This window comes from Variovorax sp. 10N420 (assembly GCF_056394705.1).
In genome coordinates this window covers 196,632-220,227 of the sequence record NZ_JBFTIJ010000009.1, presented here as the reverse complement: position 1 = coordinate 220,227, position 23,596 = coordinate 196,632, and the positions used below count along the sequence as shown (strand labels likewise).

Annotated in this window: 19 protein-coding genes; 10 read left to right on the top strand and 9 right to left on the bottom strand. The window is 63.2% G+C overall.

The window, feature by feature from the left end:
• The first annotated feature begins 112 nt into the window (after positions 1–112).
• Positions 113–1,606: a M20 family metallopeptidase gene (locus AC1DEK_RS22775; protein WP_478127564.1), complete on the top strand. Its 1,494-nt coding sequence runs from the start codon at positions 113–115 to the stop codon at positions 1,604–1,606.
• Positions 1,603–2,466 carry a lysophospholipase gene (locus AC1DEK_RS22770; protein WP_478127563.1) on the top strand — a complete coding sequence of 288 codons (864 nt, stop codon included), beginning with the start codon at positions 1,603–1,605 and terminating at the stop codon, positions 2,464–2,466. The genes AC1DEK_RS22775 and AC1DEK_RS22770 overlap by 4 nt, the downstream gene beginning before the upstream one ends.
• Here AC1DEK_RS22770 and AC1DEK_RS22765 read toward each other — a convergent pair.
• From AC1DEK_RS22765 to AC1DEK_RS22745, 5 genes are read right to left on the bottom strand one after another with little or no spacing between them, the layout of a single operon-like run.
• Entirely contained in the window at positions 2,463–3,638 is a 1,176-nt protein-coding gene (locus tag AC1DEK_RS22765) for an MFS transporter (RefSeq protein WP_478127562.1), read from the bottom strand. The two genes, AC1DEK_RS22770 and AC1DEK_RS22765, sit on opposite strands and share 4 nt — an antisense overlap.
• Positions 3,639–3,662: 24 nt before the next feature.
• Positions 3,663–4,130 carry a YidB family protein gene (locus tag AC1DEK_RS22760; RefSeq protein ID WP_478127561.1) on the bottom strand — a complete coding sequence of 156 codons (468 nt, stop codon included), beginning with the start codon at positions 4,128–4,130 and terminating at the stop codon, positions 3,663–3,665.
• A gap of 39 nt (positions 4,131–4,169) precedes the next feature.
• Positions 4,170–5,549, bottom strand: coding sequence for a M20/M25/M40 family metallo-hydrolase (locus AC1DEK_RS22755; RefSeq protein WP_478127639.1), 1,380 nt, complete (start codon positions 5,547–5,549; stop codon positions 4,170–4,172).
• Between the two features lie 14 nt (positions 5,550–5,563).
• Positions 5,564–6,286 (bottom strand): 16S rRNA (uracil(1498)-N(3))-methyltransferase, encoded by a 723-nt coding sequence (locus AC1DEK_RS22750; RefSeq protein ID WP_478127560.1) that lies wholly within the window; start codon positions 6,284–6,286, stop codon positions 5,564–5,566.
• Positions 6,283–7,377: an aminoglycoside phosphotransferase family protein gene (locus AC1DEK_RS22745; protein WP_478127559.1), complete on the bottom strand. Its 1,095-nt coding sequence runs from the start codon at positions 7,375–7,377 to the stop codon at positions 6,283–6,285. The genes AC1DEK_RS22750 and AC1DEK_RS22745 overlap by 4 nt, the downstream gene beginning before the upstream one ends.
• Before the next feature lie 97 nt (positions 7,378–7,474).
• Between AC1DEK_RS22745 and AC1DEK_RS22740 the strand changes: the two genes are divergently transcribed.
• From AC1DEK_RS22740 to rsmA, 3 genes are read left to right on the top strand one after another with little or no spacing between them, the layout of a single operon-like run.
• Positions 7,475–9,889: an LPS-assembly protein LptD gene (locus tag AC1DEK_RS22740; RefSeq protein WP_478127558.1), complete on the top strand. Its 2,415-nt coding sequence runs from the start codon at positions 7,475–7,477 to the stop codon at positions 9,887–9,889.
• A gap of 14 nt (positions 9,890–9,903) precedes the next feature.
• Positions 9,904–11,283, top strand: coding sequence for a peptidylprolyl isomerase (locus AC1DEK_RS22735; protein ID WP_478127557.1), 1,380 nt, complete (start codon positions 9,904–9,906; stop codon positions 11,281–11,283).
• Between the two features lie 31 nt (positions 11,284–11,314).
• Complete coding sequence (rsmA, locus tag AC1DEK_RS22730) at positions 11,315–12,094, top strand: 16S rRNA (adenine(1518)-N(6)/adenine(1519)-N(6))-dimethyltransferase RsmA (RefSeq protein WP_478127556.1); 780 nt, start codon at positions 11,315–11,317, stop codon at positions 12,092–12,094.
• Positions 12,095–12,421: 327 nt separating this feature from the next.
• Here the strand turns inward: rsmA and AC1DEK_RS22725 are convergent, their stop codons facing one another.
• From AC1DEK_RS22725 to AC1DEK_RS22715, 3 genes are all read right to left on the bottom strand, one after another.
• On the bottom strand, positions 12,422–12,841 hold the full coding sequence (locus tag AC1DEK_RS22725) for a barstar family protein (protein ID WP_478127555.1): 420 nt from the start codon (positions 12,839–12,841) through the stop codon (positions 12,422–12,424).
• A gap of 59 nt (positions 12,842–12,900) precedes the next feature.
• Positions 12,901–13,314 carry a guanyl-specific ribonuclease gene (locus tag AC1DEK_RS22720; RefSeq protein ID WP_478127554.1) on the bottom strand — a complete coding sequence of 138 codons (414 nt, stop codon included), beginning with the start codon at positions 13,312–13,314 and terminating at the stop codon, positions 12,901–12,903.
• Positions 13,315–13,497: 183 nt separating this feature from the next.
• Entirely contained in the window at positions 13,498–15,837 is a 2,340-nt protein-coding gene (locus AC1DEK_RS22715; protein ID WP_478127553.1) for an NADP-dependent malic enzyme, read from the bottom strand.
• A gap of 389 nt (positions 15,838–16,226) precedes the next feature.
• Here AC1DEK_RS22715 and AC1DEK_RS22710 point away from each other — a divergent pair, with 389 nt between their 5' ends.
• From AC1DEK_RS22710 to AC1DEK_RS22690, 5 genes are read left to right on the top strand one after another with little or no spacing between them, the layout of a single operon-like run.
• Complete coding sequence (locus AC1DEK_RS22710) at positions 16,227–17,282, top strand: SPFH domain-containing protein (protein WP_478127552.1); 1,056 nt, start codon at positions 16,227–16,229, stop codon at positions 17,280–17,282.
• 10 nt (positions 17,283–17,292) lie between these two features.
• Positions 17,293–18,777, top strand: coding sequence for a DUF4178 domain-containing protein (locus tag AC1DEK_RS22705; RefSeq protein ID WP_478127551.1), 1,485 nt, complete (start codon positions 17,293–17,295; stop codon positions 18,775–18,777).
• A 25-nt stretch (positions 18,778–18,802) separates the two neighbouring features.
• Positions 18,803–19,021, top strand: a complete 219-nt coding sequence (locus tag AC1DEK_RS22700) for a DUF350 domain-containing protein (protein WP_478127550.1) — start codon at positions 18,803–18,805, stop codon at positions 19,019–19,021.
• 17 nt (positions 19,022–19,038) lie between these two features.
• Positions 19,039–20,571, top strand: coding sequence for a polyamine aminopropyltransferase (locus tag AC1DEK_RS22695; RefSeq protein WP_478127638.1), 1,533 nt, complete (start codon positions 19,039–19,041; stop codon positions 20,569–20,571).
• Positions 20,556–22,145, top strand: coding sequence for an FAD-dependent oxidoreductase (locus tag AC1DEK_RS22690; RefSeq protein ID WP_478127549.1), 1,590 nt, complete (start codon positions 20,556–20,558; stop codon positions 22,143–22,145). The genes AC1DEK_RS22695 and AC1DEK_RS22690 overlap by 16 nt, the downstream gene beginning before the upstream one ends.
• Positions 22,146–22,155: 10 nt before the next feature.
• On the opposite strand, the gene AC1DEK_RS22685 is transcribed toward AC1DEK_RS22690, so the two are convergent.
• Complete coding sequence (locus AC1DEK_RS22685; protein ID WP_478127548.1) at positions 22,156–23,541, bottom strand: aminopeptidase P N-terminal domain-containing protein; 1,386 nt, start codon at positions 23,539–23,541, stop codon at positions 22,156–22,158.
• Positions 23,542–23,596: the final 55 nt, after the last annotated feature.

Below are 23,596 nucleotides of genomic sequence, written 5' to 3'. Positions count from 1 at the left end.
CGGAAGCAATGGCGAAGCACGCCTTTTTATCCCATCCAGCGGGTGCTTGCCATCTGCGCACGACCGGCCAAGACCCACTAACATCGTTCTCCTCACCCCGCGGAGTACTTTCATGAACGCCCCTCTCCACCGCGAAATGCCCGCCGGCCTGCTCGACGCCGGGCGCGCACTGTCCGACGTCTCGTCCCAATGGGACAACGACATCGTCAAGCAACTCACCAACTACATCGCGATCCCAGCCAAGTCCCCGGGCTTCGACAAGGAGTGGGCACAGAACGGCTACCTCGAAACCGTGATGCGCAATGCCGCTGCCTGGGTCGAAGCTCAGAAGGTCGATGGCCTGAAGCTGGAGATCGTGCGGCTCGAAGGCCGCACGCCGGTGCTCTTCTTCGAGCTGGCGGCGACCGGTACGGACATGACCGAAACCGTGCTGATGTACGGCCACCTCGACAAGCAGCCTGAATTCACCGGCTGGCGCAACGACCTCGGCCCCTGGACACCCAAATACGAAGACGGCCTGCTGTACGGACGCGGAGGCGCGGACGACGGTTACGCCGTCTATGCGAGCGTGGCAGCAATCCAGGCGCTGAAAGCCCAAGGCGCGGCACATCCGCGCATCGTGGGTCTGATCGAAACGTGCGAGGAATCCGGCTCATACGATCTGCTCCCCTATGTCGACGCATTGCGGCCGAGACTGGGCGACGTGTCGCTCGTCATCTGTCTCGATTCGGGCGCGGGCAACTACGATCAGCTTTGGCTCACCACTTCATTGCGCGGCATGGCGAGCGGTACGCTGAAGGTCGAGATCCTGACCGAAGGCGTGCACTCGGGCGACGCTTCGGGATTGGTGCCGTCGAGCTTCCGCATCGTGCGGCAGGTCCTTGACCGACTCGAAGACAGCAAGACCGGCCGTCTACTGCCCGAGAGTTTTCATTGCGCGGTCCCGGCTGAACGGTTGTCGCAGGCCAAGGCGACGGCCGCGATCCTTGGCGAAGAAGTCTACAAACGCTTTCCGTGGGCGCACTACGATTGCGGCGGCGCATCGGCGTTTGCGCTGCCGACCACGACGGACCCGGTGGAGGCGCTGCTGAATCGCACTTGGAAGCCCACGCTCTCCGTCACCGGCGCCGAAGGGTTCCCGGCGTTGAAGGACGCCGGGAACGTACTGCGCCCCTACACCGCATTCAAGCTGTCACTGCGTCTGCCGCCGCTGGTCGATGCGGGTCAGGCAGTGCAACAGCTCAAGTCTTTGCTCGAGGACAACGCACCCTACCAGGCCAAGGTCACCTTCGAGAGCCATGGCGGCGCGACCGGATGGAACGCCCCCGACACCGCGCCATGGTTCGAGCATGCGCTGAATGCCGCGTCACAGGCGCACTTCGGCGCGAGCTGCGGCTACATCGGGCAAGGCGGCACCATCCCGCTCATGAACATGTTGAGTGTCGGCTTCCCGAAGGCGCAAATGATGGTCTGCGGTGTGCTGGGCCCCAAGAGCAATGCGCACGGGCCCAACGAGTTCCTGCATGTCCCTTATGCCAAGAAACTGACGGCGGCGGTGGCGGAGGTCATCGCGGCCTTGCCGGCGGCGAACGCCGTCGCTGCTTGAGCGCTCGTCCGACGCAAGCGGCGCCGCAGGTGCATCAAGCGCTGCGAACGCCCGACGGCGAAACATTGGCGCTGCACGTCTGGCCACCAGGACGTACCGTTGCAAGAGCCGTCGTCGTCATCGTTCATGGCTTGGGCGAACACGCCGGCCGCCATGCGCATGTCGCACAGCGACTCAATGGGTGGGGCTTCGAAGTGCTCGCCCTCGATCAGTATGGCCATGGCGCTTCCACCGGCGCGCGCGGCGGTTTGCCGACGTCCAACCGCCTTACCGAAGATCTCGCGCTCGTGGTCGACGATGCCAGGCGCCGGCACCCGGGGCTCCCGGTGGTTCTGCTTGGCCACAGCCTGGGTGGGCTGGTGGCTGCAAGCTTCGTCGCGCGCGATGTGCGCACGGTAGATGCACTGGTGCTTTCGTCGCCAGCACTCGATCCCGGTCTCAGCCGATTCCAGAAGCTCCTGATCGCAATGCTGTCGCGGCTCGCGCCCGAATTGCGCGTGAGCAATGGACTCGACCTCAAGTATCTGTCGCACGATCCCGCGGTGGCAGAAGCGTATCGAGCCGACCCGCTGTGTCACGATCGCATCGGCGCGCGGCTGGCGAGCTTTTTGGCGGATGAGGGCACCACGGTGCAGTCGGCTGCTGCCGCTTGGCGCGTGCCGACGCTGCTCATCTACGCCGGGGATGATCGCCTTGTTTCTCCCGCGGGCAGCCGCGCATTCGAAAGTGCGGCGCCGCCTGAGACTGTGAGCACCACGTGCTACACGAGCCACTTCCACGAAATCTTCAATGAACGCGACGCTGAGCCCGTCTTCGACAGGCTCGAGCACTGGTTGGCCGAACGCTTTCCGAATCCCTAGGCGGCTGCCGGGGCGGACGCGGCGCGCCGCCGCGCAAGCCACAAGAGCGCAAGGCCGGTCAGCACCACTGGCACCAACGAGCCGAAGTTAAGCAAGCGCCATCCCTGTGTCGTGACCAGTACGCCTGACGCGAAAGAGCTGATCGCCAGGGTCCCGAAGACACAGAAGTTCAGCGCGCCTTGCGCCCGGTCCCTTTCCTCGGCCGTGTACGCGGTCAGCGACAAGGTCGTGCTGCCGGTGAAGAGAAAGTTCCAGCCCACTCCCAGCATGAACAACGCAATCACGAACCGATGCAAGTCCACGCCAGACAGCGCGACGGCGATGCACCCCAGGTTGAGCAGCAATCCGACACCCATGACCGGCAGCGCGCCGAACCGGCGGATCAGGTGACCGGTGAAGAAGCCCGGCGCAAACATCCCGATCACGTGCCATTCAAGGACGAGCGCTACATCTTCAAATGGAAGACTGCACACCTGCATGGCGATCGGCGTCGCGGCCATCAGCAGATTCATGACACCGAATCCCAGCGCGCCCGAGACAGCGGCAACGATGAATACCGGCTGACGTGCGATCTCGGAAAGCGATCGCCCGCCTGCGGATGCGTTCTTGGCCGGTGGCGCGGGAAAGTCGATGAATTGCATCATCGCCATCGACGCCAGCGCGATCACCGCCAGGGCGAGGTACGCACCAGCGAACGGCACTTCGAACCAATTGCGCGTGACCGCGGCGAGATTCGGCCCCGCGACAGCACCGATCAGACCACCAGCCATCACCAGCGACACCGCCTTCTCGCGCCATTCGGGAGCGGCGAGTTCCGCGGCGGCAAATCGGTAAAGGCTGGCGTTGGCGTTGTAGTAGCCAGCGACCAGCGTCGCAAAGCAGAGGAGCCAGAAGTCCTTCCAGACAGCAGCTTGCGCGCACAGCAGCGCCGAGAACAGCGCCACTGCAATGCCGATCTGGAATGAACGTCGACGACCGAGACGGCGCTGGGTGCGCGCCACCAAGCCGGTCGCGAGCGCGCCGCCCACCACGTAGCCCATCACGGGCAGCGTTGCCATCCAGCCATGCGGCGCGAGTGCCAATCCGACGAGACCATTGATTGCGATGAACGTGACGTTGTTCGTCAGGAACAAGCCTTGGCAAATGGTCAGCAGCCAGAGATTGCGATTCATGGCATGAACGAAGGACTGCGGTCGTCAGCCCTTTTGAAGCAAGCCGCTCAGGGATGACAGCAGATCATCGTGATTGCCGAGGCCTTCGGCAGGCACCTGCCCCTTCGGCGTCAGGTGATCGATCAAGGTGGGCAGCAGCGTTGCGAGCAATGGCAGCAAGGTTGCGCTGTTCATCCCGAGCTTTTGCGCGATGCCGGAGATCGCGTCGCTGCCCAGCACGTCCTGCAACTGGCCTCCAGAGATGGGCGCGTTCTCGCCCTTGCCTATCCACGAGCCGATGACGTCGCCCATCCCGGCCTGATCGAACTTGGACACCAACCCGCCGAGGCCACCAGTTTCACTGTTGTTAGCGAGCAGCCCGCCAAGGGCGCCGGCAATGCCGCCCAGATTGCCGAGCCCCTCGAGGCCGCTGAGCCCGCCGGGACCGCCTTCCTGAGGTTGCGCCTGCGCGCCGCCGAGCACCTGACCGAGTACCGAATCGAGCAATCCCATGATGGGCTCCTGAAGCAATGAAGGATGTGGAACGCGGCGTTACTTGGGGCGCGGTGTCCGCTTGGCCAGCAGCGGCTCGCTCACACCCTGCACGCCGACCAGCCCAAGCACGGTCGCGAGCGCATTCTGCGCGCCCTGCCAACCATCTGTCACGTCGATCCATTCAGACAGCGCATGAAAGCCGCCGGTCTTGCCTCCGCTACCGATGATGATCGCCGGGATCCCCAGCGACATCGGCACGTTGGCATCCGTGCTGGCGCCGGTGAGGAGCGTCTTATGGCCGAAAGCGGCGTTGGAGCGGACCGCCGCCTCGACGACCACAGAATCCGACCCTGTGCGTCCGCCTGGCCGATCGCCGATAAGCTTGGTCGATGCACTGAGGGTCGTGACATTCCAGCGCTTGTTTTCTTCCGCTACGGCCTCGTCGATTGCGGACAGCACCTTCTTTTCAGTGTCCAGCAAGGCGCCCATTTCGTCCGAGCGGATGTCCACCGCCATTCGCGCATCCGGCGCGATGGTGTTGACGGAGGTTCCACCGCCGACGGTGCCGACGGTGAACGTCGTCTTGGGAAAGCTCGGCGTCTTGATGTCGGCGATCTTTGCGATGGCGCGACCCATCCCGTGGATCGCGCTCGGAACCTGACCAAACGCCGCGTAGCTGTGGCCACCCGGGCCCTTGAAGTTCACTTCGTAGCGATGGCTGGCGGTACCGAGCACGAGAACGGTTCCGTCCGGCGCCGGCTCCAGGCCAACCATGCCGTCGATCTCCGGGTGATCGCGAAAAATGGCCTTCATGCCGCGCAAGTTGCCGAGTTCTTCTTCGCCCACATTGCCCACAAACATCAGGTCGCCGACCGTCTGCACCTTGTGATCGTTCAGCACCTTGAGCCAGGAGAGCAACACGGAAAGGCCCCGTGTGTCGTCCGAGATGCCAGGCGCATGGAGCTTTCCATCCCGCTCCTTGACCTTGACGTCCGTGCCTGCGGGAAAGACCGTATCGAGATGCGCCGAGATCAGCAGTGTCGGCCCGTTGCCGGTACCTTTGCGCACGCCGATCACGTTGCCCTCGGCGTCGATCCTGGCGTCCGCAAGGCCGAGTGCCTTGAGTCGCGCAAGAAACGCTTCGGCGCGCTTCTGCTCCTTGAACGGCGGCGCCTCGATCTCGGTGAGCGCCTTCAGATCCTCGACCGAACGCTCATGGTCAGCCTTGACGGCATCAAGCAACTGCTTGACGGCCGGTGCGGCCAGGAGCTGCGTATACGCCTCGTCGACTGCGGGCCGAACCTGCGACGGCGTCGGCGCCACAGCGGAGACTTGTGCGTGCGCGCCGCCGCCGATGCATGCTGCGGCAAGCACGATGGGCGCCATGCGCGACGGCAGCAAAGCCCGCGAGGGCAAGGAAATGAGGCGAGATGACATCATTCTTTGATCTTTCATTGCGAATCGGTGAGCAACACCAGCGCAGCGAGCGCGGCTGTTTCAGCGCGCAAGACACGCGGTCCCAGCGTCAGCGGGGCAAAGCCGCGGACCAGCGCTTCTTTTTCTTCTGAAGCACTGAGGCCGCCTTCCGGGCCGCTCAGGACCCAAACCGAACGCTGAATGCTGGCCGCCGCTTCGTGCGCCGACCAAGCTCCTTCGGTGAGGCTCAAGATGAACCGTTCCGAATCGTCCGCCGATGCCGCGAGCCACCCTGCCAGCGGCCGAACCGGATGAATCACCGGAACACGGTTGCGTCCGCATTGCTCGCAGGCCGAAATTGCGATGGCTTCCCAATGCAGGCGCTTCTTGTCGGCCCTTTCGCCTGACAACCGGAGCACCCCATGTGCCGTCACGAGCGGCTGAATGCTCGCGACGCCGAGTTCGGTCGCTTTCTCGACCAGCCAATCCATCCGTTCGTTGGCCGGCATACCGACGGCCAGGTGCACCGCTCGCGCAGCCTCGCGCTCGATGGGCTTGCGCGCGCCGACTGTGACATCGACGTCGCTCCGCCCCATGCGGTCGACGGTCGCCGCGAATTCGCCGCCGCTGCCATCGAAGAGGGTCAGCGCATCGCCGGGTTGCATCCGAAGCACCTGCACGTGGCGCGCAGCACCGGGCGGCAGCGTGAGCGAGCTGTTCTCGACCAGCGCCACAGCGCAGTGAAATCGCGCCGTCACATGCGTCCGTAGGCGAAGCCGCTCAACGGCTGAGTGCCTTCGACTTCGTCGATCACGCGCAGCAACGGTGTGAGTTCGCGATAGCGACTGGCGGTCGCGCGGATATAGGCGATGAACCGCGGCGTATCGGCCAGGTACTTGGGCTTGCCGTCACGAACCGTGAGCCGCGCGAAGATGCCCGCGACTTTCAGGTGGCGCTGCAGACCCATCCATTCGACGCCCCTATAGAACGCACCGAAATCGTCGTCGACAGGCAGACCAGCCTTGCGGGCCCGCTCCCAATAGCGCACGGTGACGTCGATCACGAACTCTTCGTCCCAACTCAGAAACGCATCGCGCATGAGGCTTGCGATGTCATAGGTGATCGGGCCATGAACCGCGTCCTGGAAGTCCAGCACGCCCAGCGCCTGTCCCTCCTTGACCATCAGGTTGCGAGGCATGAAGTCGCGATGCACGTACACGCACGGCGCGGCGAGATTGTTCTCGACGATCAATGCAAAACTGCGGTCGAGACGCTCCTTGAGCTGCCCCTCCACCGAAATTCCTCGGTGCCTGGCGATGTACCACTGCGGAAACAGCGCAAGCTCGCGCTCCAGCAGCGCGCGATCGTAAGGAGGCAGGACATTCGGCTTCGATGCCAGTTGCCAGCGGATCAGTGCATCGATCGCCTGCTCGTAGAGAGGCCGCGCCGCGCCAGAGTCGGCGGGATCGATCACGTCGAGCATCGTGTGCGCACCCAGGTCATCGAGTAGCAGGAATCCGTCGGTCTGATCCCACTCGAGCACCGTGGGCCCAGTGACGCCTGCGTCGCTCATCAGCTTGGCGATCTGAACGAAAGGGGCGCTGTTCTCCTGGGCGGGCGGTGCATCCATGATGATGCGGGTCTTGGCGCCGTCGCTCGTGTCGACCCGGAAGTAGCGTCTGAAACTGGCGTCTGCCGAGGCGAGCCGCACGGTCTGCGGCTGCAATTGGCGCGCTGGTGCAACGCGATCCATCCAGCGGTTGAACGCCTGGGCACGGGCCGGATCGGTCCACGCTGGGGAATGAAGGGGAGATGCGGCGCGGTCGACCGGGGACGAAGAGGCTGTCATGGATAATTGATTCTACAAATCCGCCTTGCGCGGGCTCTCCCAACTCGACGGCCGTCGGCGCCGCCCTTCCCCTTCAGAAGATATTTGTTCCGTACCGATGCCTGACCTGAACCGAGCTGCCTGGCGCCGGTGCCGCCCGCCCTTGCCGCTGGCGGTGCTGACGCTCGCACTGTTGCATGCGCACGCCGTGCGGGCGCAGGATACGGAACTGGATGCTCCGCTCGTGCTCAAGCGCACACCGCAGCTTGCCGAAGTGATCACGCCCGCGCAGCGCGGCGACCGGCCCAGCTTCGTGGATGGAGATCGCATCTCCGGCAGGCCCGATCTCGAGACGGTGGTCGAAGGCAACGCCACGCTGCGTCGTGGCGACACCTTCATTCGCGCCGACCGGCTGGAGTACTACCAGCCCGAAGATCGCGCCCGCGCGACCGGCAACGTCCATGTGAACCAGGCCGGCAATGTCTACGAAGGCCCCGAACTGGAGCTCAAGCTCGAATCCTTCGAAGGGTTTTTCAACAAGGTCCGCTACTCCTTCCTCGCCAATGGCGGGCGGGGAGACGCGGAGCGAATCGACTTCATCGACAGCAATGTCTCCGTCGCACGCATCGCGACCTACACCACCTGTCGTCCCGAGGACTATCCGGGCTGGATGCCCGCCTGGCTCCTGCGCGCCAAGACCATCACCACCGACTCGGAAGAAAACATCGGGGTGGCGACAAGCGCGCAGGTCACCTTCATGGGCATCAGCACTCCGCCGTTCCCCTCGCTCAGCTTTCCTCTGAGCAACGCGCGCAAGTCCGGTCTGCTGCCGCCGGTGATCGGCATCGACAGTGTCAACGGCATCGAAGTGACCACGCCCTACTACTGGAACATTGCCCCGAATCGCGATGCAACGTTCTATCCGACGCTGATGAGCAAGCGCGGCATCAATCTCGGAAACGAGTTCCGATATCTTGAGAACACGTACCAGGGCGAGATTCGCGCGGACTACATGCCGTACGACCGCCTTCGCGATCAAGACCGCTGGGGCGTCTGGACCCAACACAACCAGACTTTCGACCCCAAACCGCTCGGCCTCGACTATCTGACCGGCTCCCTCAGCATCAATCGCGTGAGCGACGACAACTACTGGCGCGACTTCACGCGGACTCCGTCCCTGACGACGCGGCTGCTTGCCAATGATGGCGCGCTGCGATGGGGTTCAGGGGACTGGAGCGGCATGGCCCGCGCGCTGAGTTATCAGACGCTGCAATACGCGCCTTCGCCGATCATTCCGCCATACGACCGCATGCCGCAGATCACGGCCAACTACAACAAGTACGACGGCCCGGCCGGGTTGGACTTTTCGTTCAACAACGACTACACGCGTTTCCAGGGCGACCCAATCTTGCAGGGGCAGCCCGACGGGGAGCGCGCTTTCACGCAGCTTTCGCTGAGCCGGCCTTTCCTGACCCCGGGCACGTTCGTCATTCCAAAGGTGATGGTGAATGCCCGCGCCTATCAGTTCGACGCGCCGATCAACGGGCTGACTTCAACCAACGTGACGGTGCCGACCTTCAGTCTCGACAGCGGGATGATCTTCGAGCGCGACGCGAACTATTTCGGTCGTGCGTTCCGGCAGACGCTCGAGCCTCGCGCCTTCTACGTCTATACGCCCTTTCGCAACCAGAACGAGTTGCCCAACTACGATTCAGCGGCCAACGACTTCAACTTTGCGACGGTCTACACCGAGAACGCCTTCTCCGGCAATGACCGGATATCCGACAGCAACCTGCTCACGCTGGGCGTGACTTCGAGATTGATCGATCCGGACACGGGCGCCGAGGCTGCCCGCTTCGGTATCGCGCAGCGGCTGCGTTTTGCCGATGAACTCGTCACGCTGCCGGGCGGAGTTCCTGTGACAGACCGTTTCAGCGACCTCTTGCTCGGCGCGCAGATCAACTGGACGCCCAAGTGGACCTTCGACGGCACTGTTCAATACAACCCGGACCAGCACAACTCCGAGCGCACCGCGCTGACCGCCCGCTATAGTCCCGGACCTTATCGCACGATCAGCGCCGCCTATCGCTACCAGGCAAGCAGCTACGCCGCAGCCGCGGACGGGACCAGAGTCTCCAACAATGACGGCAACCAATCGATCGATGTCGGCTGGCAGTGGCCCATCAACGATCTCTGGGGCGACAAAGGCAAGGACCTCGGCTCGGGGCGGGGTCAGGGGGGTGGGCGCTGGTACGCTGTAGGCCGTCTGAATTACAGTCTGCAAGACAGCAAACTCACCGACGGCGTACTCGGCTTTGAATACGACGGCTGCTGCTGGATCGGCCGCGTGGTTGTTGAACGTATCACCACCGGGCAAGTCACAGCCAGTACGCGAATCATGTTCCAGCTCGAGCTGGTCGGCTTCGCCAGCATCGGTACGAGCCCGCTTCGCACGTTGACGCAAAACATCCAGCGCTACACCCCTCTACGCCAACCCGGCGCCGCGCCGAGCCGCTACACCAATTACGACTGAGATAGAGCTTCGCCATGAAACACATTCGCTCCATCCTTACGCTTGCCTGCATGGCGACCCTGGCCACCGCTTCTGGCGCGCAAGGCATCACCGACATCATGCGCTCGGGGCCGCGCATCGCGCCTCCGGTCCCGGCCGACACGAGGGTCGCGCCGCCCAACGTGCAGCGCTCGGCCGAGTACATCGTCGCACTGGTCAACTCCGAACCCGTCACGAACACAGAGGTGCAGGCGCGCGTTCAGCGCATCCTGAGAGAGAACCCCGAAGCCGACCGCATGCCCCGGCCTGAGCTGACGCGTCTGGTGCTGGAGCGGCTCATCAACGAGCACGCCCAGCTGCAGATGGCCCAGGAAAACGGCATCAAGGTGGACGACCTTGCAATCGACCAGGCCGAACAGGCGGTGGCCCGGCAGAACCAGATCAGCCTTGCCGAGCTGCGCCGCCGGGTGGCGGCCGAGGGACTCTCGCAGGAGCAGTTCCGGCGCGAGCTTCGTGATCAGCTCATGCTGACCCGCCTGCGCGATCGCGAGATCGAAGCCAAGGTCAAGATCAGCGACGTCGAAGTCGACCAGTTCATTCGTGAACAGCGTGCCGGCGGCAACGCGGCAATCGCGCCGAACATCAACATCGCGCAGCTGCTGGTCGCCGTGCCCGAGAACGCGAGCGAGACAGACATCGCAAAGCTGCAGCAGCGCGCGCAGAGCCTCGCCCAGCGCGCGCGGGCCGGCGAGGATTTCGCAAAGCTCGTTCAGGAAAATTCCGACGCGGACCGCGCTGCGGGTGGCGCGCTCGGGGTGCGCAGTGCCGAGCGTTATCCGCCACTCTTCGTCGAAGCTACACAGTCGACCCCGGTCAACGGAATCGCCGGCCCGGTTCGGTCGCCAGCAGGCTTTCATGTGCTCAAGCTGCTGTCCAAATCGCAGCCTGGCGCGACCGACGCGGTCGTCACGCAGACGCACGTGCGTCATATCCTGCTGCGCAACGATCCCAAGCGCACCACTGCTCAATCGGTCGCGCAACTCGCCGAGTTCAAGGATCGCGTGCAAAAGGGTTCGGCGGACTTCGCGAGCCTTGCCAAGGACAACTCGGAAGACGCAAGCGCCAAGGAAGGCGGCGACCTCGGCTGGGCGCGCCCGGGCCAGTTCGTGCCCGAGTTCGAAGATGCAATGAACGGCCTCGCTCCCGGTCAGATCAGCGATCCGGTGGTGTCTCGCTTCGGGGTCCACCTGATCTTGGTGGAAGGTCGCCGAGAAGCCAAGCTCACCCAGACCGAGCAGCGTGAGGCAGCGCGCGCGGTGCTGCGCGAGAAAAAGATCCAGCAAGCCACCGAGACTTGGGCCCAGGAAGTGCGCGCGCGGGCCTACGTCGAATACCGCGACCCTCCGCAGACCTGATGCGCCGCCCCAAGGTTTCGCGCGCTTCCTCGTGAGCCGCGTTCATGTCCCTCGCAAGCGCTTCGGGCAGCATTTCCTTGCTGACCAAGGCATCATCGACGCGATTGTTCGTGAGATTGCCCCGAAGCCCGGCGATGCAATGGTCGAAATCGGCCCAGGGCTCGCGGCGCTCACGCAACCACTCGTCGAGCGCCTTGGCCGATTGACCGTAATTGAACTCGATCGCGATCTGGCGCAGCGTCTGCGCAGCCACGGTCAATTGGATGTGGTTGAGTCGGACGTCCTGAAGGTTGATTTCGCCGTGCTTGCCGACAGGCTCGTGGCGCTGCCTTCCACCGGCCTGCGCGTCGTAGGCAACCTGCCCTACAACATCTCCACACCGATCCTCTTTCACTTGCTCGGCTTCGCACCGTTGATCTCCGACCAGCACTTCATGCTGCAGAAAGAGGTGATCGATCGCATGGTTGCGCGACCGGCAACCTCGGACTATGGCCGTCTGAGCGTCATGCTGCAGTGGCGGTACGAGATGGAGAACGTTCTTTTCGTGCCGCCGGAAAGCTTCGATCCCCCTCCCCGTGTCGATAGCGCCGTGGTCCGCATGGTGCCGCTGGCGGAGCCGCCGAAGGTTGACGCGGAACTGCTCGGCGAGATCGTCCAGGTCGCTTTCAGCCAACGCCGCAAACTGCTGCGCCACAGCTTGGGCAAGTGGCTGGATCAAAAGGCTTTCGCCGGCACCTTCGACACCCAGCGCCGCGCCGAAGAAGTCCCGGTCCACGAATACCTAACCCTGGCCCAGCAGTTCCCAAAATGAAAAAAAGCCCGTCACTGACGGGCCTTTGTTAGTGAAACACCGCGGAACCGGCTCTGCCGGGCCGCTGGTGTTGCCCCCGGTAGGGGGTAGGTGGCCACACGAAGTGGGCAAGCCTGGGGGCGAGCAACACCTACGCTGCAGCGAGCCAATATCCCGCGTTGAACGGGCTGCTCATGCGCAACGCCAACGGGGAAACATCGACCAATTTGTCTGTCGGCATTTTTTCTGCCGCTGGGTCGGAATTCTGAACTTCGATATCGGCGGCCGGTGCGGTGCCGATTTGAGCCTCGTTCGCCCGTTCTGCTTGGCTGGTTTGTGCAGAACGGGCTACAGAAAAGAATAGAAGCACCGGAAGGGTATCTTTCGGTCTCCCCAGTAATCGGCAGCGTCACGGAAGATGTCCAGCAGTTGCTCCCGCGCTTCCTTGTCGAACTTGGCGTTCGCAGGGATCTGCTCGAGCACGATCACAAAACCGGGCTGCGGGCCCGATTTGTGCAACGGGTCCGTCATGCAGTCATACAGCGCATCGAAGTTCTTGCCGAAGTGCTGCGGAAAGGTGAATTGCTGAGCGATCAGATCCAGCACATCCTGCTTGGTCTGGGCGTTGCCGAGGTTGGCATATAGAAAGTGCTGACCGGCCGCATGTGCTGCCTCTTGCAGGTCGTTCACGCGAAATGCGCGAATCGACTGCACGATGTTCGGTCGCACGCCACGAAGGGATAGGGTCATCTCCGCTGGTCTTTCCATGGTTGTATTCATCATTTCGTCAGGACGCTCGTTCGCGCCTTTCCAATTCTGTTTGTCGCTCAAGGTTCGATCCGCCGAAAACTCGCATAGTGATCTGCCGTGTACCAGCAGGCCGATGGCGTCGTACGCTCGCCTCCGCAGACGATGCGCCGTGCACCACGATCGCGCGAGCCGGGCGTATCGACCGTGTACTCTCGGTAGTGGCCTCGGCGCTCCTGCGGCAGCAGGCGTTCGCGATTGCCGAACACCACGCCGTCTTTTTCATGCCGGAAAGGGCCACCGTTCAAAATGGCCTCATATGTACGCTGGCCTTGCACAGGCAATTCGGCCAACGCAATCGATTCCTGCACGGGCCGACCGGCTTCAGTACCGAACCATTCACGTGCCTGAACTCCAGTTGCAAAAGCCACCAACAACAAGCTGGTAAGCGCAAACTTGGAAACCGGAGACGTGATCGAGGCGTAAGCCGCCATGGGGCACCAGAAAGAAAAGAGCGAGAGCCGAATTGGGGGGTCAACCGGTTGGGGTTAACCCGCAAATTCAAGGCCGCAAGTGTGCACCAGAGGCGCGCAAATAGCAAGCGCCTGCCCAATCTTTGAGCAGGCGCAAGGGTTTGAGCGCGGGTTTGAAGTTAGCGACCGCTGTCGCCACACTGCCTAGCGCTCTGCGTTGGCGTCCGCGACTGTCAGTGCCGTCATATTCACGATGCGACGAACAGTGGCGCTCGCCGTGAGAATATGGACGGGCTTCGCTGCGCCCAGCAGAACCGGGCCGATCGCGATATTGCCGCCTGCTGCCGTTTTGAGCAGGTTGTACGAAATGTTGGCCGAATCGATGTTGGGAAACACGAGCAAATTGGCATCGCCAGCCAATGCGCTATGGGGCATTACCGCCGCACGCTGCTTGCCGTCCAACGCCACGTCGCCATGCATTTCCCCGTCGACCTCGAGCCACGGCGCTTGGGTGCGGAGCAAATCGAGCGTTTGACGCATCTTGAGGGCCGTTGGCAGATTGCTGCTGCCGAAATTGGAATGCGACAGCAAGGCGGCCTTTGGCTTGAGGCCGAACCGCATCATTTCTTCCGCGGCCATCGTCGTGATCTCGGCGAGTTCCTCAGGCGTCGGATCGTAGTTGACGTGCGTGTCGACCAGGAACACCTGCCGGTCGGGAAGCAGAAGGCCGTTCATGCAGGCATAGATCGGCACGTTCTGACTGGTACTCGCGCAACCGCCCGGGCGCTTTCCGATCACCTGGTCGATGTAATGCAGGTGAATGGTCGTGGTACCCCAGGTACCGCAGATCATTCCGTCGACATCTCCCTTGTGGAGCAACATCGCGCCGATCAGGGTCAGGCGGCGACGCATCTCGATCTTTGCTGTCTGGACGGTCGTGCCCTTGCGTTCGGTCATCCGGTGATAGGTCTGCCAGAAGTCGCGATAGCGATGGTCCTGTTCGACGTTCACGATGTCGTAGTCGAGATCTTCCTTCAGGCGAAGGCCGAATTTTTCGATGCGTTGGGCAATGATTGCGGGACGGCCGATGAGCGTGGGCCGCGCGATTCCTTCGTCGACCACGATCTGCGCAGCGCGCAGCACGCGTTCTTCCTCGCCTTCGCAGTAGGCCACGCGCTTCTTCGGCGCGCGCTTGGCGGCATCGAAGATCGGTTTCATCATCGACCCTGAGGTGTAGACGAAGGTCTGCAGCTTGTCCCGATAGCCATCGAGGTCAGAGATGGGCCGCAGCGCCACCCCGCTCTCGGCAGCCGCCTGGGCGACGGCGGGTGCGATCTTCATCATCAACCGCGGATCGAAAGGCTTCGGAATCAGGTATTCGGGGCCAAAGCTGAGTTTCTCACCCGCGTATGCGGCCGCCACCCGCTCGCTCTGTTCTGCTTGCGCGAGTTCAGCGATGGCATGGACCGCCGCCACTTCCATTTCGTCCGTGATGGTGGTCGCGCCGCAGTCCAGGGCGCCGCGGAAGATGTATGGAAAGCAAAGGACGTTGTTGACCTGGTTCGGGTAGTCGGTCCGGCCGGTGGCCATCACGACGTCGTCGCGAACGGCGTGAGCATCCTCGGGCGTGATTTCCGGATTCGGATTCGCCAGCGCGAAGATCACGGGCTTCGCCGCCATCTTTGCCACCATGGCGGGCTTGAGCACGCCACCGGCGGACAAGCCAAGGAAAACATCCGCGCCTTCGATGACCTCGGTCAACGTCCGCGCCTTTGTCTTCTGCATGTATTGGCGCTTGTCGTCGTCCATCAATTCGGTGCGGCCTTCATAGACGACGCCCGCGAGATCGGTGACATAGACGTTCTCGCGCTTGAGGCCGACTTTCAGCAGCAGGTTCAGGCAGGCCAAGGCTGCAGCGCCTGCGCCCGAGGTCACGAGCTTGACCTGGGAGATGTCCTTGCCGACCACCTTGAGGCCGTTCAGCATGGCTGCCGCAACCGTGATGGCGGTGCCGTGCTGGTCGTCGTGGAAGACCGGAATCTTCATGCGCTTGCGCAGTTCGCGTTCGACGTAGAAGCAATCCGGCGCTTTGATGTCCTCGAGATTGATGGCCCCGAATGTGGGCTCGAGGGCGGCAATGACTTCGACCAGCTTTGCCGGGTCCTTCTCGTCGATTTCGATGTCGAACACGTCGACGCCGGCAAACTTCTTGAACAGAACGCCCTTGCCCTCCATGACGGGCTTGGAAGCCAGAGGGCCGATGTCGCCGAGACCGAGAACGGCCGTTCCATTGGTGATCACCGCAACGAGGTTGCCACGCGCGGTGTACTTGAATGCGTTGACGGGGTCCTTGACGATTTCCTCACACGGGGCCGCAACGCCGGGCGAATAGGCGAGCGCCAAATCGCGCTGATTGACCATCTGCTTGGTCGCGGCGATCGAGATCTTTCCGGGGACGGGATGCTCGTGATATTCGAGGGCTGCGCGGCGCAGTTCGGCACGTTTGTCCTCGGGCGTGGGGATCGGTGAAGTCGGATCGGACATTGGGCCGTGCCTCCAGTGACGCTTCTTGCAAAAGGGCGCCGATTGTAGACCTCGACTTTGGCGCGGCCGACGCGGATCGGGGGCCTCTGCGGCCCGGCGCCGTCTGTTCCTACTTCTTCTACTTATTCTTCCTATTTAGATTAGTAGTAGTAGTAAGGGACCGGCTCCGCTGTGGACAGTGGCACTTTCCCGTTGCGCAGCAAGTACTTGCCGAAGCCGGCCAGCTGTGGGCAGCTGCGCTTTCGTGCTGTCGCGCGAAGGCGAACAACTTTGACGAGAGCCTCTTGCCTGTGGATAACTGATGGGTTGTGCCGGAACTGTCCCCAGGGTTGTTCGACGGGCGCTGTGGCAATATGCCCGGCACAGCAACCCCGTAGCGAGGAACGACCATGGCGCTGATGGATTTCATCAAGAAGCAGTTCATCGACATCATTCAGTGGACCGAGACCAGCGATGGAACGCTGGCCTGGCGCTTTCCGATGCAGGACCTGGAAATCCAGAACGGCGCATCGCTGACGGTGCGGGAGTCGCAGGTGGCGGTGTTCGTGAACGAGGGCCAGGTGGCCGATGTCTTCGGGCCAGGCATGTACAAGCTCACGACGCAGACGCTGCCCGTGCTCACATACCTCCGGAACTGGGACAAGCTGTTCGAGTCGCCCTTCAAGAGCGATGTCTACTTCTTCAGCACGCGACAGCAGGTCGATCAGAAGTGGGGCACGCCGCAGCCGATCACCGTTCGTGACAAGGATTTCGGTGCGGTTCGCTTGCGGGCATTCGGCAACTTCAGCTTTCGCATTGGCGACGCCAAGCTGTTCCACACAGAGATCTCGGGCACCCGCGACCTCTACACGGTGGCGGAGCTCGACGGTCAGTTGCGCGGGCTGGTGCTTCAGAACATCAGCAACGCCATCGCTTCGAGCGGCGTGCCATTTCTCGATCTTGCAGCCAACCAGATCCAGTTCGCCCAAGCGCTCGCGACCCAGCTCGTGCCGGAGTTCGCAAAAATCGGCATCAAGCTCGAGACCATCACGGTGCAGAACGTCTCGTTGCCCGAAGAACTCCAAAAGATACTCGACCAGAAGATCGGCATGGGCATGGTCGGCAACGACATGGGCAAGTTCATGCAGTACCAGACGGCGCAGGCCATTCCGAAGTTTGCCGAAGGGGCCGGCACTGGCGGTGGCATTGCGGGCGATGCCATGGGATTGGGCGCCGGCGTTGCGCTGGGCCAGGTGCTCGCGCAGAACCTTGCGCAGGGGCTGGGTCAGCAAAACCCTGCTGCTCCCGCGGCGGCCGGTCAGCAGCAGTCGCCCGTCGTCGCCGTTGTCAATCCAGCCGACGTGATGGCGACCCTTGAAAAGCTTGGTGAACTCAAGGCCAAGGGAATCCTCACCCAGGAAGAATTCGACGCCAAGAAGGCGGAGCTTCTGAAGAAGCTGGTCTGATCCGCGCGCGTTGGCCACCGATTCGTTTCAGCAGCGGCTCTATCGCGCGCCGTGCCCGGGCTGCGGCGCGCCGGTCGAATTTCGATCGGCGCAGTCGACCCATGCTGTGTGCCCCTACTGCCAGAGCACCGTGGTGCGGCAGGGCGAGACGCTCGCGCGCATCGGCAAGATGGCGGAGCTGTTCGATGACTTCAGCCCACTGCAACTCTTTGCGGCCGGCCGCTTCGCGGATCGACCGTTCACGCTGGTCGGTCGCCTTCAGTACAGTTATGACAGCGCACGTTGGACCGAATGGATTGCCGCGCTCGATGCCGACCGCACCGGCATCCTGAGCGAGGACAACGGCGCTTACGTCTTCACGCTGCCGATCGCCCTGCAACGCCCTGCTCCGCCTGCGGAGGACTTGCGAGTCGGCGCAACGACAGCGTTCAACGGACAGAGCTACACGGTCACGTCGAACGAACAGGTTGCGCTGATCTCCGCGCAGGGCGAGTTGCCGAGGTTGCCCGAACTCGGCCGCCGATTTCCGGCCGTCGAACTGCGCAACGACCAGGGAGAGGTGCTCAGCCTCGACTACGACACGAATCCGCCTGGCGCGTATCTCGGGCGTGCGGTGCGTCTGGAGGACCTCCAGCTCACGGGATTGCGTGATGAATCGGCCAAGGAGGAGAGGGGCCGCAGCTTCAACTGCCCGAACTGCGGCTCGCCGGTCACACTCAACCTGGCCGACAGCAAGAGCGTCACCTGCCCTTCGTGCAACAGCATCATCGATCTGTCGCAAGGCATTGGCGGGGAGTTGCGGCACGCGTCGCAAGACGAACCCATCCAGCCGCTGATTCCGCTGGGTGCCGTCGGGCAATTGCAGGGCGTGAATTGGCAGGTGGTCGGCTTCCAGCATCGCATGGGCGTGGCGCCGGGCGATGACGAGCACTTCGGCTGGAGCGAATACCTGTTGTTCAACCAGAAGCGCGGCTTCAGCTTTCTCGTCGACGCGGAGGATGGCTGGAGCATTGTCAAGCCGACCACCGGCGCACCGACCATGGCGGAAAGCGGGTCGCGGGCCACCTACCTCGGCAAGGTCTACCTGCAGCAATATGCCTACAACGCCGAGACGGGCTACGTCGCCGGCGAGTTCTATTGGCAGGTCCAGCGCGGGCAGAAGACCTTCAACCGCGACTTCGCCGCCGGCACCTCGCTGCTGTCGATGGAGCGTTCCGCCAACGAGCTGACGTGGTCGGCCGGCAGCAGGATTGACAGCGCCATAGTGGCGGCGGCCTTCAAGCTCGACCGCCGCAAGGACATGTTCAAGCGCAACGATGCGTTGCCCGTGAGCGCTGCATCGAGCCTCGGATGCGGCACCATCATTCTGGTCATCGTGGTGATCATCATCCTGCTGATCATCCTGAGCACGTGCAGCGGTTCGGGCGGAACGGGCGGCACGCGCAGCGCAGGCGGCTCGTACGGCGGCTATTCGAGTGGCGGCGGCCACAAGTAATCAAATTTTTTCCGGAGGTCCTCTCATGACACTTGAATGGTTGAAGCCCGACGTCATCCTCGGATCGCTCGTCTATGCGGTGATCGGCATATTGGTCTTCTGGTTTTTCTTTCTGCTCATCGACAAGATGACGCCTTACGACCTCTGGCTCGAGATTGTCGAGAAGCAGAACGTGGCGCTGGGTCTCGTGGTTGCGGCGATGAGCCTCGGGATTTGCATCATCGTCGCAGCGGCGATCCATTGAGACCGAGCGAGGTCGCTGTGCCGGCGCATGCGGCCGCGAAGAGCGGCCCGCAGCCTGTCGAGGTCGCGCTGCTCGCCAGCGTGTTCGTGGTCGCGGCCTGCGGGCTGGTCTATGAACTCAGTGCGGCGGCGTTGAGCTCTTACCTGCTGGGAGATTCCGTGCTGCAGTTCAGCACGGTGATCGGCACCTACCTGTTCGCGATGGGTCTTGGCTCATGGCTCTCGCGCTATTTCGATCGGCAGCTGCCTGCGCATTTCCTGCGCATCGAACTGCTCGTGGCCTTGATCGGCGGCACCTTGCCCGCCGTTCTCTTCGTGGCCAACGCGTACATGCCAGGCGCTTTCCGGCTGCTGTTGTATGGGCTCGTGCTGGCCGTGGGCATGCTCGTTGGGCTCGAGATTCCGCTGGTCATGCGGATCCTGCGGCGCAATATCTTGCTGAAGGAACTGGTCTCGCAGGTCCTGACCTTCGACTACCTTGGCGCGCTTGCGGTGTCGATCGCGTTTCCGCTTTTGCTGGTGCCGCAATTGGGAATGATCCGCACCGGCTTGTTGTTCGGGCTGATGAACGCGGCCGTGGCGGTGTGGGCGCTCTGGCTATTTAGAGGCGAACTGCGACGGGTCAGGGCACATGCAATGGCCTGCCTGCTGGTGCTGCTGGCGCTCATGGCTGCCTTCATCTTCGCAGAGCGCATCACGACGCTCGCGGAGGACAAGTTCTATCAAGACCGGGTGGTGTTCAGCGCGACCTCGCCCTACCAGCACATCGTGGTCACACGGGGTGCTTCGGGGCACCGTCTGTTCCTCAACGGAAACCTGCAGTTCGCGGAGCGAGACGAGTACCGATACCACGAGGCCTTGGTCCATCCGGTGATGGCCGCGCACGGGGCGCCCCGGAAGGTCGCGGTGCTTGGCGGCGGCGACGGAATGGCGGTGCGCGAGATCCTCAAATATCCCTCCGTCGAAGGCGTCACGCTCGTCGAACTCGATCCGAACATGACGCGGCTCTTCACGGAGCACGAGACCCTGGCGGCGCTGAACGGCGGCTCGCTGAAATCGCCGAAAGTACGAATCGTCAATACCGACGCCTTCCAATGGCTCCAGGAGCAGGGCGAGACCTTTGACGTGATCGTGGTCGATTTTCCGGACCCGACGAATTTCGCCATCGGCAAGCTCTACACGAGCTCGTTCTATGCGTTGCTCGACAAGCGCCTGTCGGCCAGCGGCTACGCAGTGATCCAGACCACGTCGCCGTTGATTGCACGCAAGAGTTTCTGGACGGTCGCCACGACCATCGAATCGGTCGGGCTTCATGCGACGCCCTATCACGCGCACGTGCCCAGCTTCGGCGAATGGGGCTACATCATCGCCAGTCGGCGGCCCTATCGCTTCCCCGAAACCTTGCCCGCGGGCTTGCGATTTCTGTCGACGGAAAGCTTGCCGTTGCTGTTCGACTTTCCGCTGGACATGGCGAGCGTGCCAACGCAGGTGAACCGCCTTTCGAACCAAGTCCTGGTCACGACCTACGAGCAGGAATGGGGGAAGCGGTGAGGCGCCGCGGGTTTCTGGGCGCGGTTGCAGGCGCGGCCATGCTGCCGGGGTGCAAGCCGTCAGGCGAAATCCAGGGCGGCTTCGCAGGCATCGAAGTCGCACGAGGGCACGCACTTCGCGATGGTGCATTGAAAAGTGGTGACGCTCCGGACATCGTGCGTCGCACCCGGGTCGTGATCGCGGGCGGCGGTGTCGCAGGCCTGGCCGCCGCGCGTGCGCTGCGGCTCCACGGCATTGATGACTTCGTGCTGCTCGAACTCGAAGACACAGCGGGTGGCAACAGCCGGGGTGGCGCGGTGGATGGCATCGCTTGTCCGCTCGGCGCGCACTATTTGCCCATACCCGGCGAAGGCGCGCACGAGGTTCAGGACTTGCTCCAAGAACTCGGCTTGCGGCGCCGCATGGCGGGCCGCTGGGGTTACGACGAGCGCAATTTGTGCAGCGCGCCTCAGGAGCGACTCTTCTTTCGCGGCGCTTGGCAGGACGGGTTGCTGCCGATGGATGGCGTCGCCGCGAGCACGCTGGCGCAGTACCGCCGTTTTGCCGGTCGGGTCGATGCGTTGCGTCGAGAAGCGCGGTTCGTGATCCCGACCCTGAGGGCAGAAAGCGCGCCCCTGCTGCTCGAGTTGGACGGGCAAACTTTTCAGGCTTGGCTCGACCGCGAAGGCTTCACTGACCCGAACCTCCGCTGGTATCTGGACTACTGCTGTCGAGACGACTACGGCGCAGGCATGGCTTTCGTGTCGGCCTGGGCCGGGATTCATTACTTTGCCAGCCGCCACGGCTTTCACGCGCCGGGCAACGACAGCGCGGAGCCCGATGCTGTGCTGACGTGGCCGGAGGGCAATGGCTGGCTGACGCGGCGACTTGCCAAGCCTTTGGGCGAGCGGCTGAAGACTGGGCATGCGGTGAGCCGCATCGCGGAGCTCCGCGGGAGTGTCGAGGTCGACGCCTTCGATATCACGACCCGATCTCAGGTGCGCTGGCACGCAGAGCGTTGCATCGTTGCGCTCCCCGCATTCATCGCTGTGCGCGTTGTCGAGAACCCGCCCGAGGTACTGCGTCGAGCTGCGTCGGCGCTGGGCTACGCGCCATGGCTGGTTGCCAATGTCCATGTGCGTGAGCCGCTGGCAGACAGGCCGGGCGCGGCACCCAGTTGGGACAACGTGATCTTCGGAACGCGCGGGCTCGGCTACGTGGACGCGCGCCATCAGACTCTGGACCCAACGCCGCGCGCCACGGTGCTGAGCTGGTATCGGCCGCTGGGGCCGAGCGGTTTCGATGGGCCTGACGGTCGGCGCCTGTTGCTGGACCGCGCGTGGTCCGATTGGCGCGACGAACTGCTGGCGGAGCTATCGGTCTCTCATCCCGACCTCGCGGGACTGGCAGCGCGAATCGACATCACCCGATACGGCCACGCCATGGCGATTCCCGCTCCGGGCATGCTGAAGCAACTGGGCGCGCGCGACCGAATCGTGGCGGGACGCCTGGCCTTTGCGCACAGCGATTGGTCCGGCTACTCGATCTTCGAGGAAGCATTCACGCGCGGCCACCTGGCGGCTGCGGCGACCTGAGGTCCGTCCTTCAGCCCCGCATCAGCGCTTCGATCTCGTCGCCATCTACGGGCACGCCGCGAGAGATGAGTTCGCAGCCGGTCTCGGTGACGATCGCGTCGTCCTCGATGCGGATTCCAATGTTGTGGAATTGCTCCGGCACGCCTTCCGCAGGGCGCACGTAGATGCCGGGTTCGATCGTCAGGACCATGCCGGGGTGCAGGATTCGACTCGGCCGGTTCTTGATGATCTCGTTCGACAGCGGATCCCGGCGCTCGCTCACCTCACCGATCTGCGTGGGTTCGACATAGCTGCCGCAATCGTGCACGTCCATGCCAAGCCAGTGGCCTGTGCGATGCATGTAGAAGGGAAAGTAGGCGCGGTTTTCGATCACGTCATCCAGGCTGCCCACCTTGTTGGCGTCGAGCAACCCGAGGTCGAGCATGCCTTGCGAAAGCACCTTGACGGTGGCTTCGTGTGGATCGTTGAACCGTTGGGCCGCGCGGGTTGCCGCAACGGCGGCGTCCTGGCTCGCGAGGACGAGGTCGTACAGCGCGCGCTGCGGGCCGGTGAACTTGCCGTTTGCCGGAAATGTACGCGTGATGTCGCTCGCATAGCCGTCGAGCTCACAGCCCGCGTCGATGAGAACCAGTTCCCCGTCCCGCACCGGCGCGGTGTCGGCCCGGTAGTGCAGGACGCAAGCGTTCGCGCCCGCCGCCACGATCGAGCTGTACGCCGGGTATTGCGATCCGCCCAAGCGGAATTCGTGCAGCAACTCCGCGTCCAGGTGGTATTCGCGGACGTCCTTGCCTTCACGCAGCATTCGCGCCGATAACTGCATCGCACGGACATGCGCCCTGGCGCTGATTTGCGCCGCCCGGCGCATCGTGTCCTGCTCATGCGCGTCCTTGACGAGCCGCATTTCATCCAGCGGGCCACACAGGTCGCGCTGTTCCTCAGGACAGAGCGCGCCGAAGCGCACGCGGGCGCGTACTGCAGAAAGCCATCCGTCGACCCGCGTCTCCAGCCCCTTGTGGGTGGCGAAGGGATACCAGACGACTGATTTGTTCTCCAGCAGCCGCGGCATCCGGGTGTCCAGTTCATCGATGGAGTAAGCCTCGTCGACGCCCAGTGCGGCCGGCGCGGCTTCGGGGCCGAGCCGGTAGCCGTCCCAGATTTCCCGCTCCAGATCCTTCGGTGCGCAGAACAAGGTGGACCGGCCATCACCCGACAGCACCAGCCATGCGTTCGGCTCCGTGAAGCCCGTCAGGTAATAGAAATAGCTGTCGTGCCGAAACAGAAAGTCACTGTCTCGGTTGCGCTGCCGCTCCGGCGCGGTGGGGATGATGGCGATGCTTTCGGCACCTATATAAGCAGAAAGATGTACACGTCGGGGGGCTTGATGAATTGCGGTCATAAGGTCACTATCTGATACGTTTGTAAGCAGTCCCTGGGGTAGGGAAAACACGAAG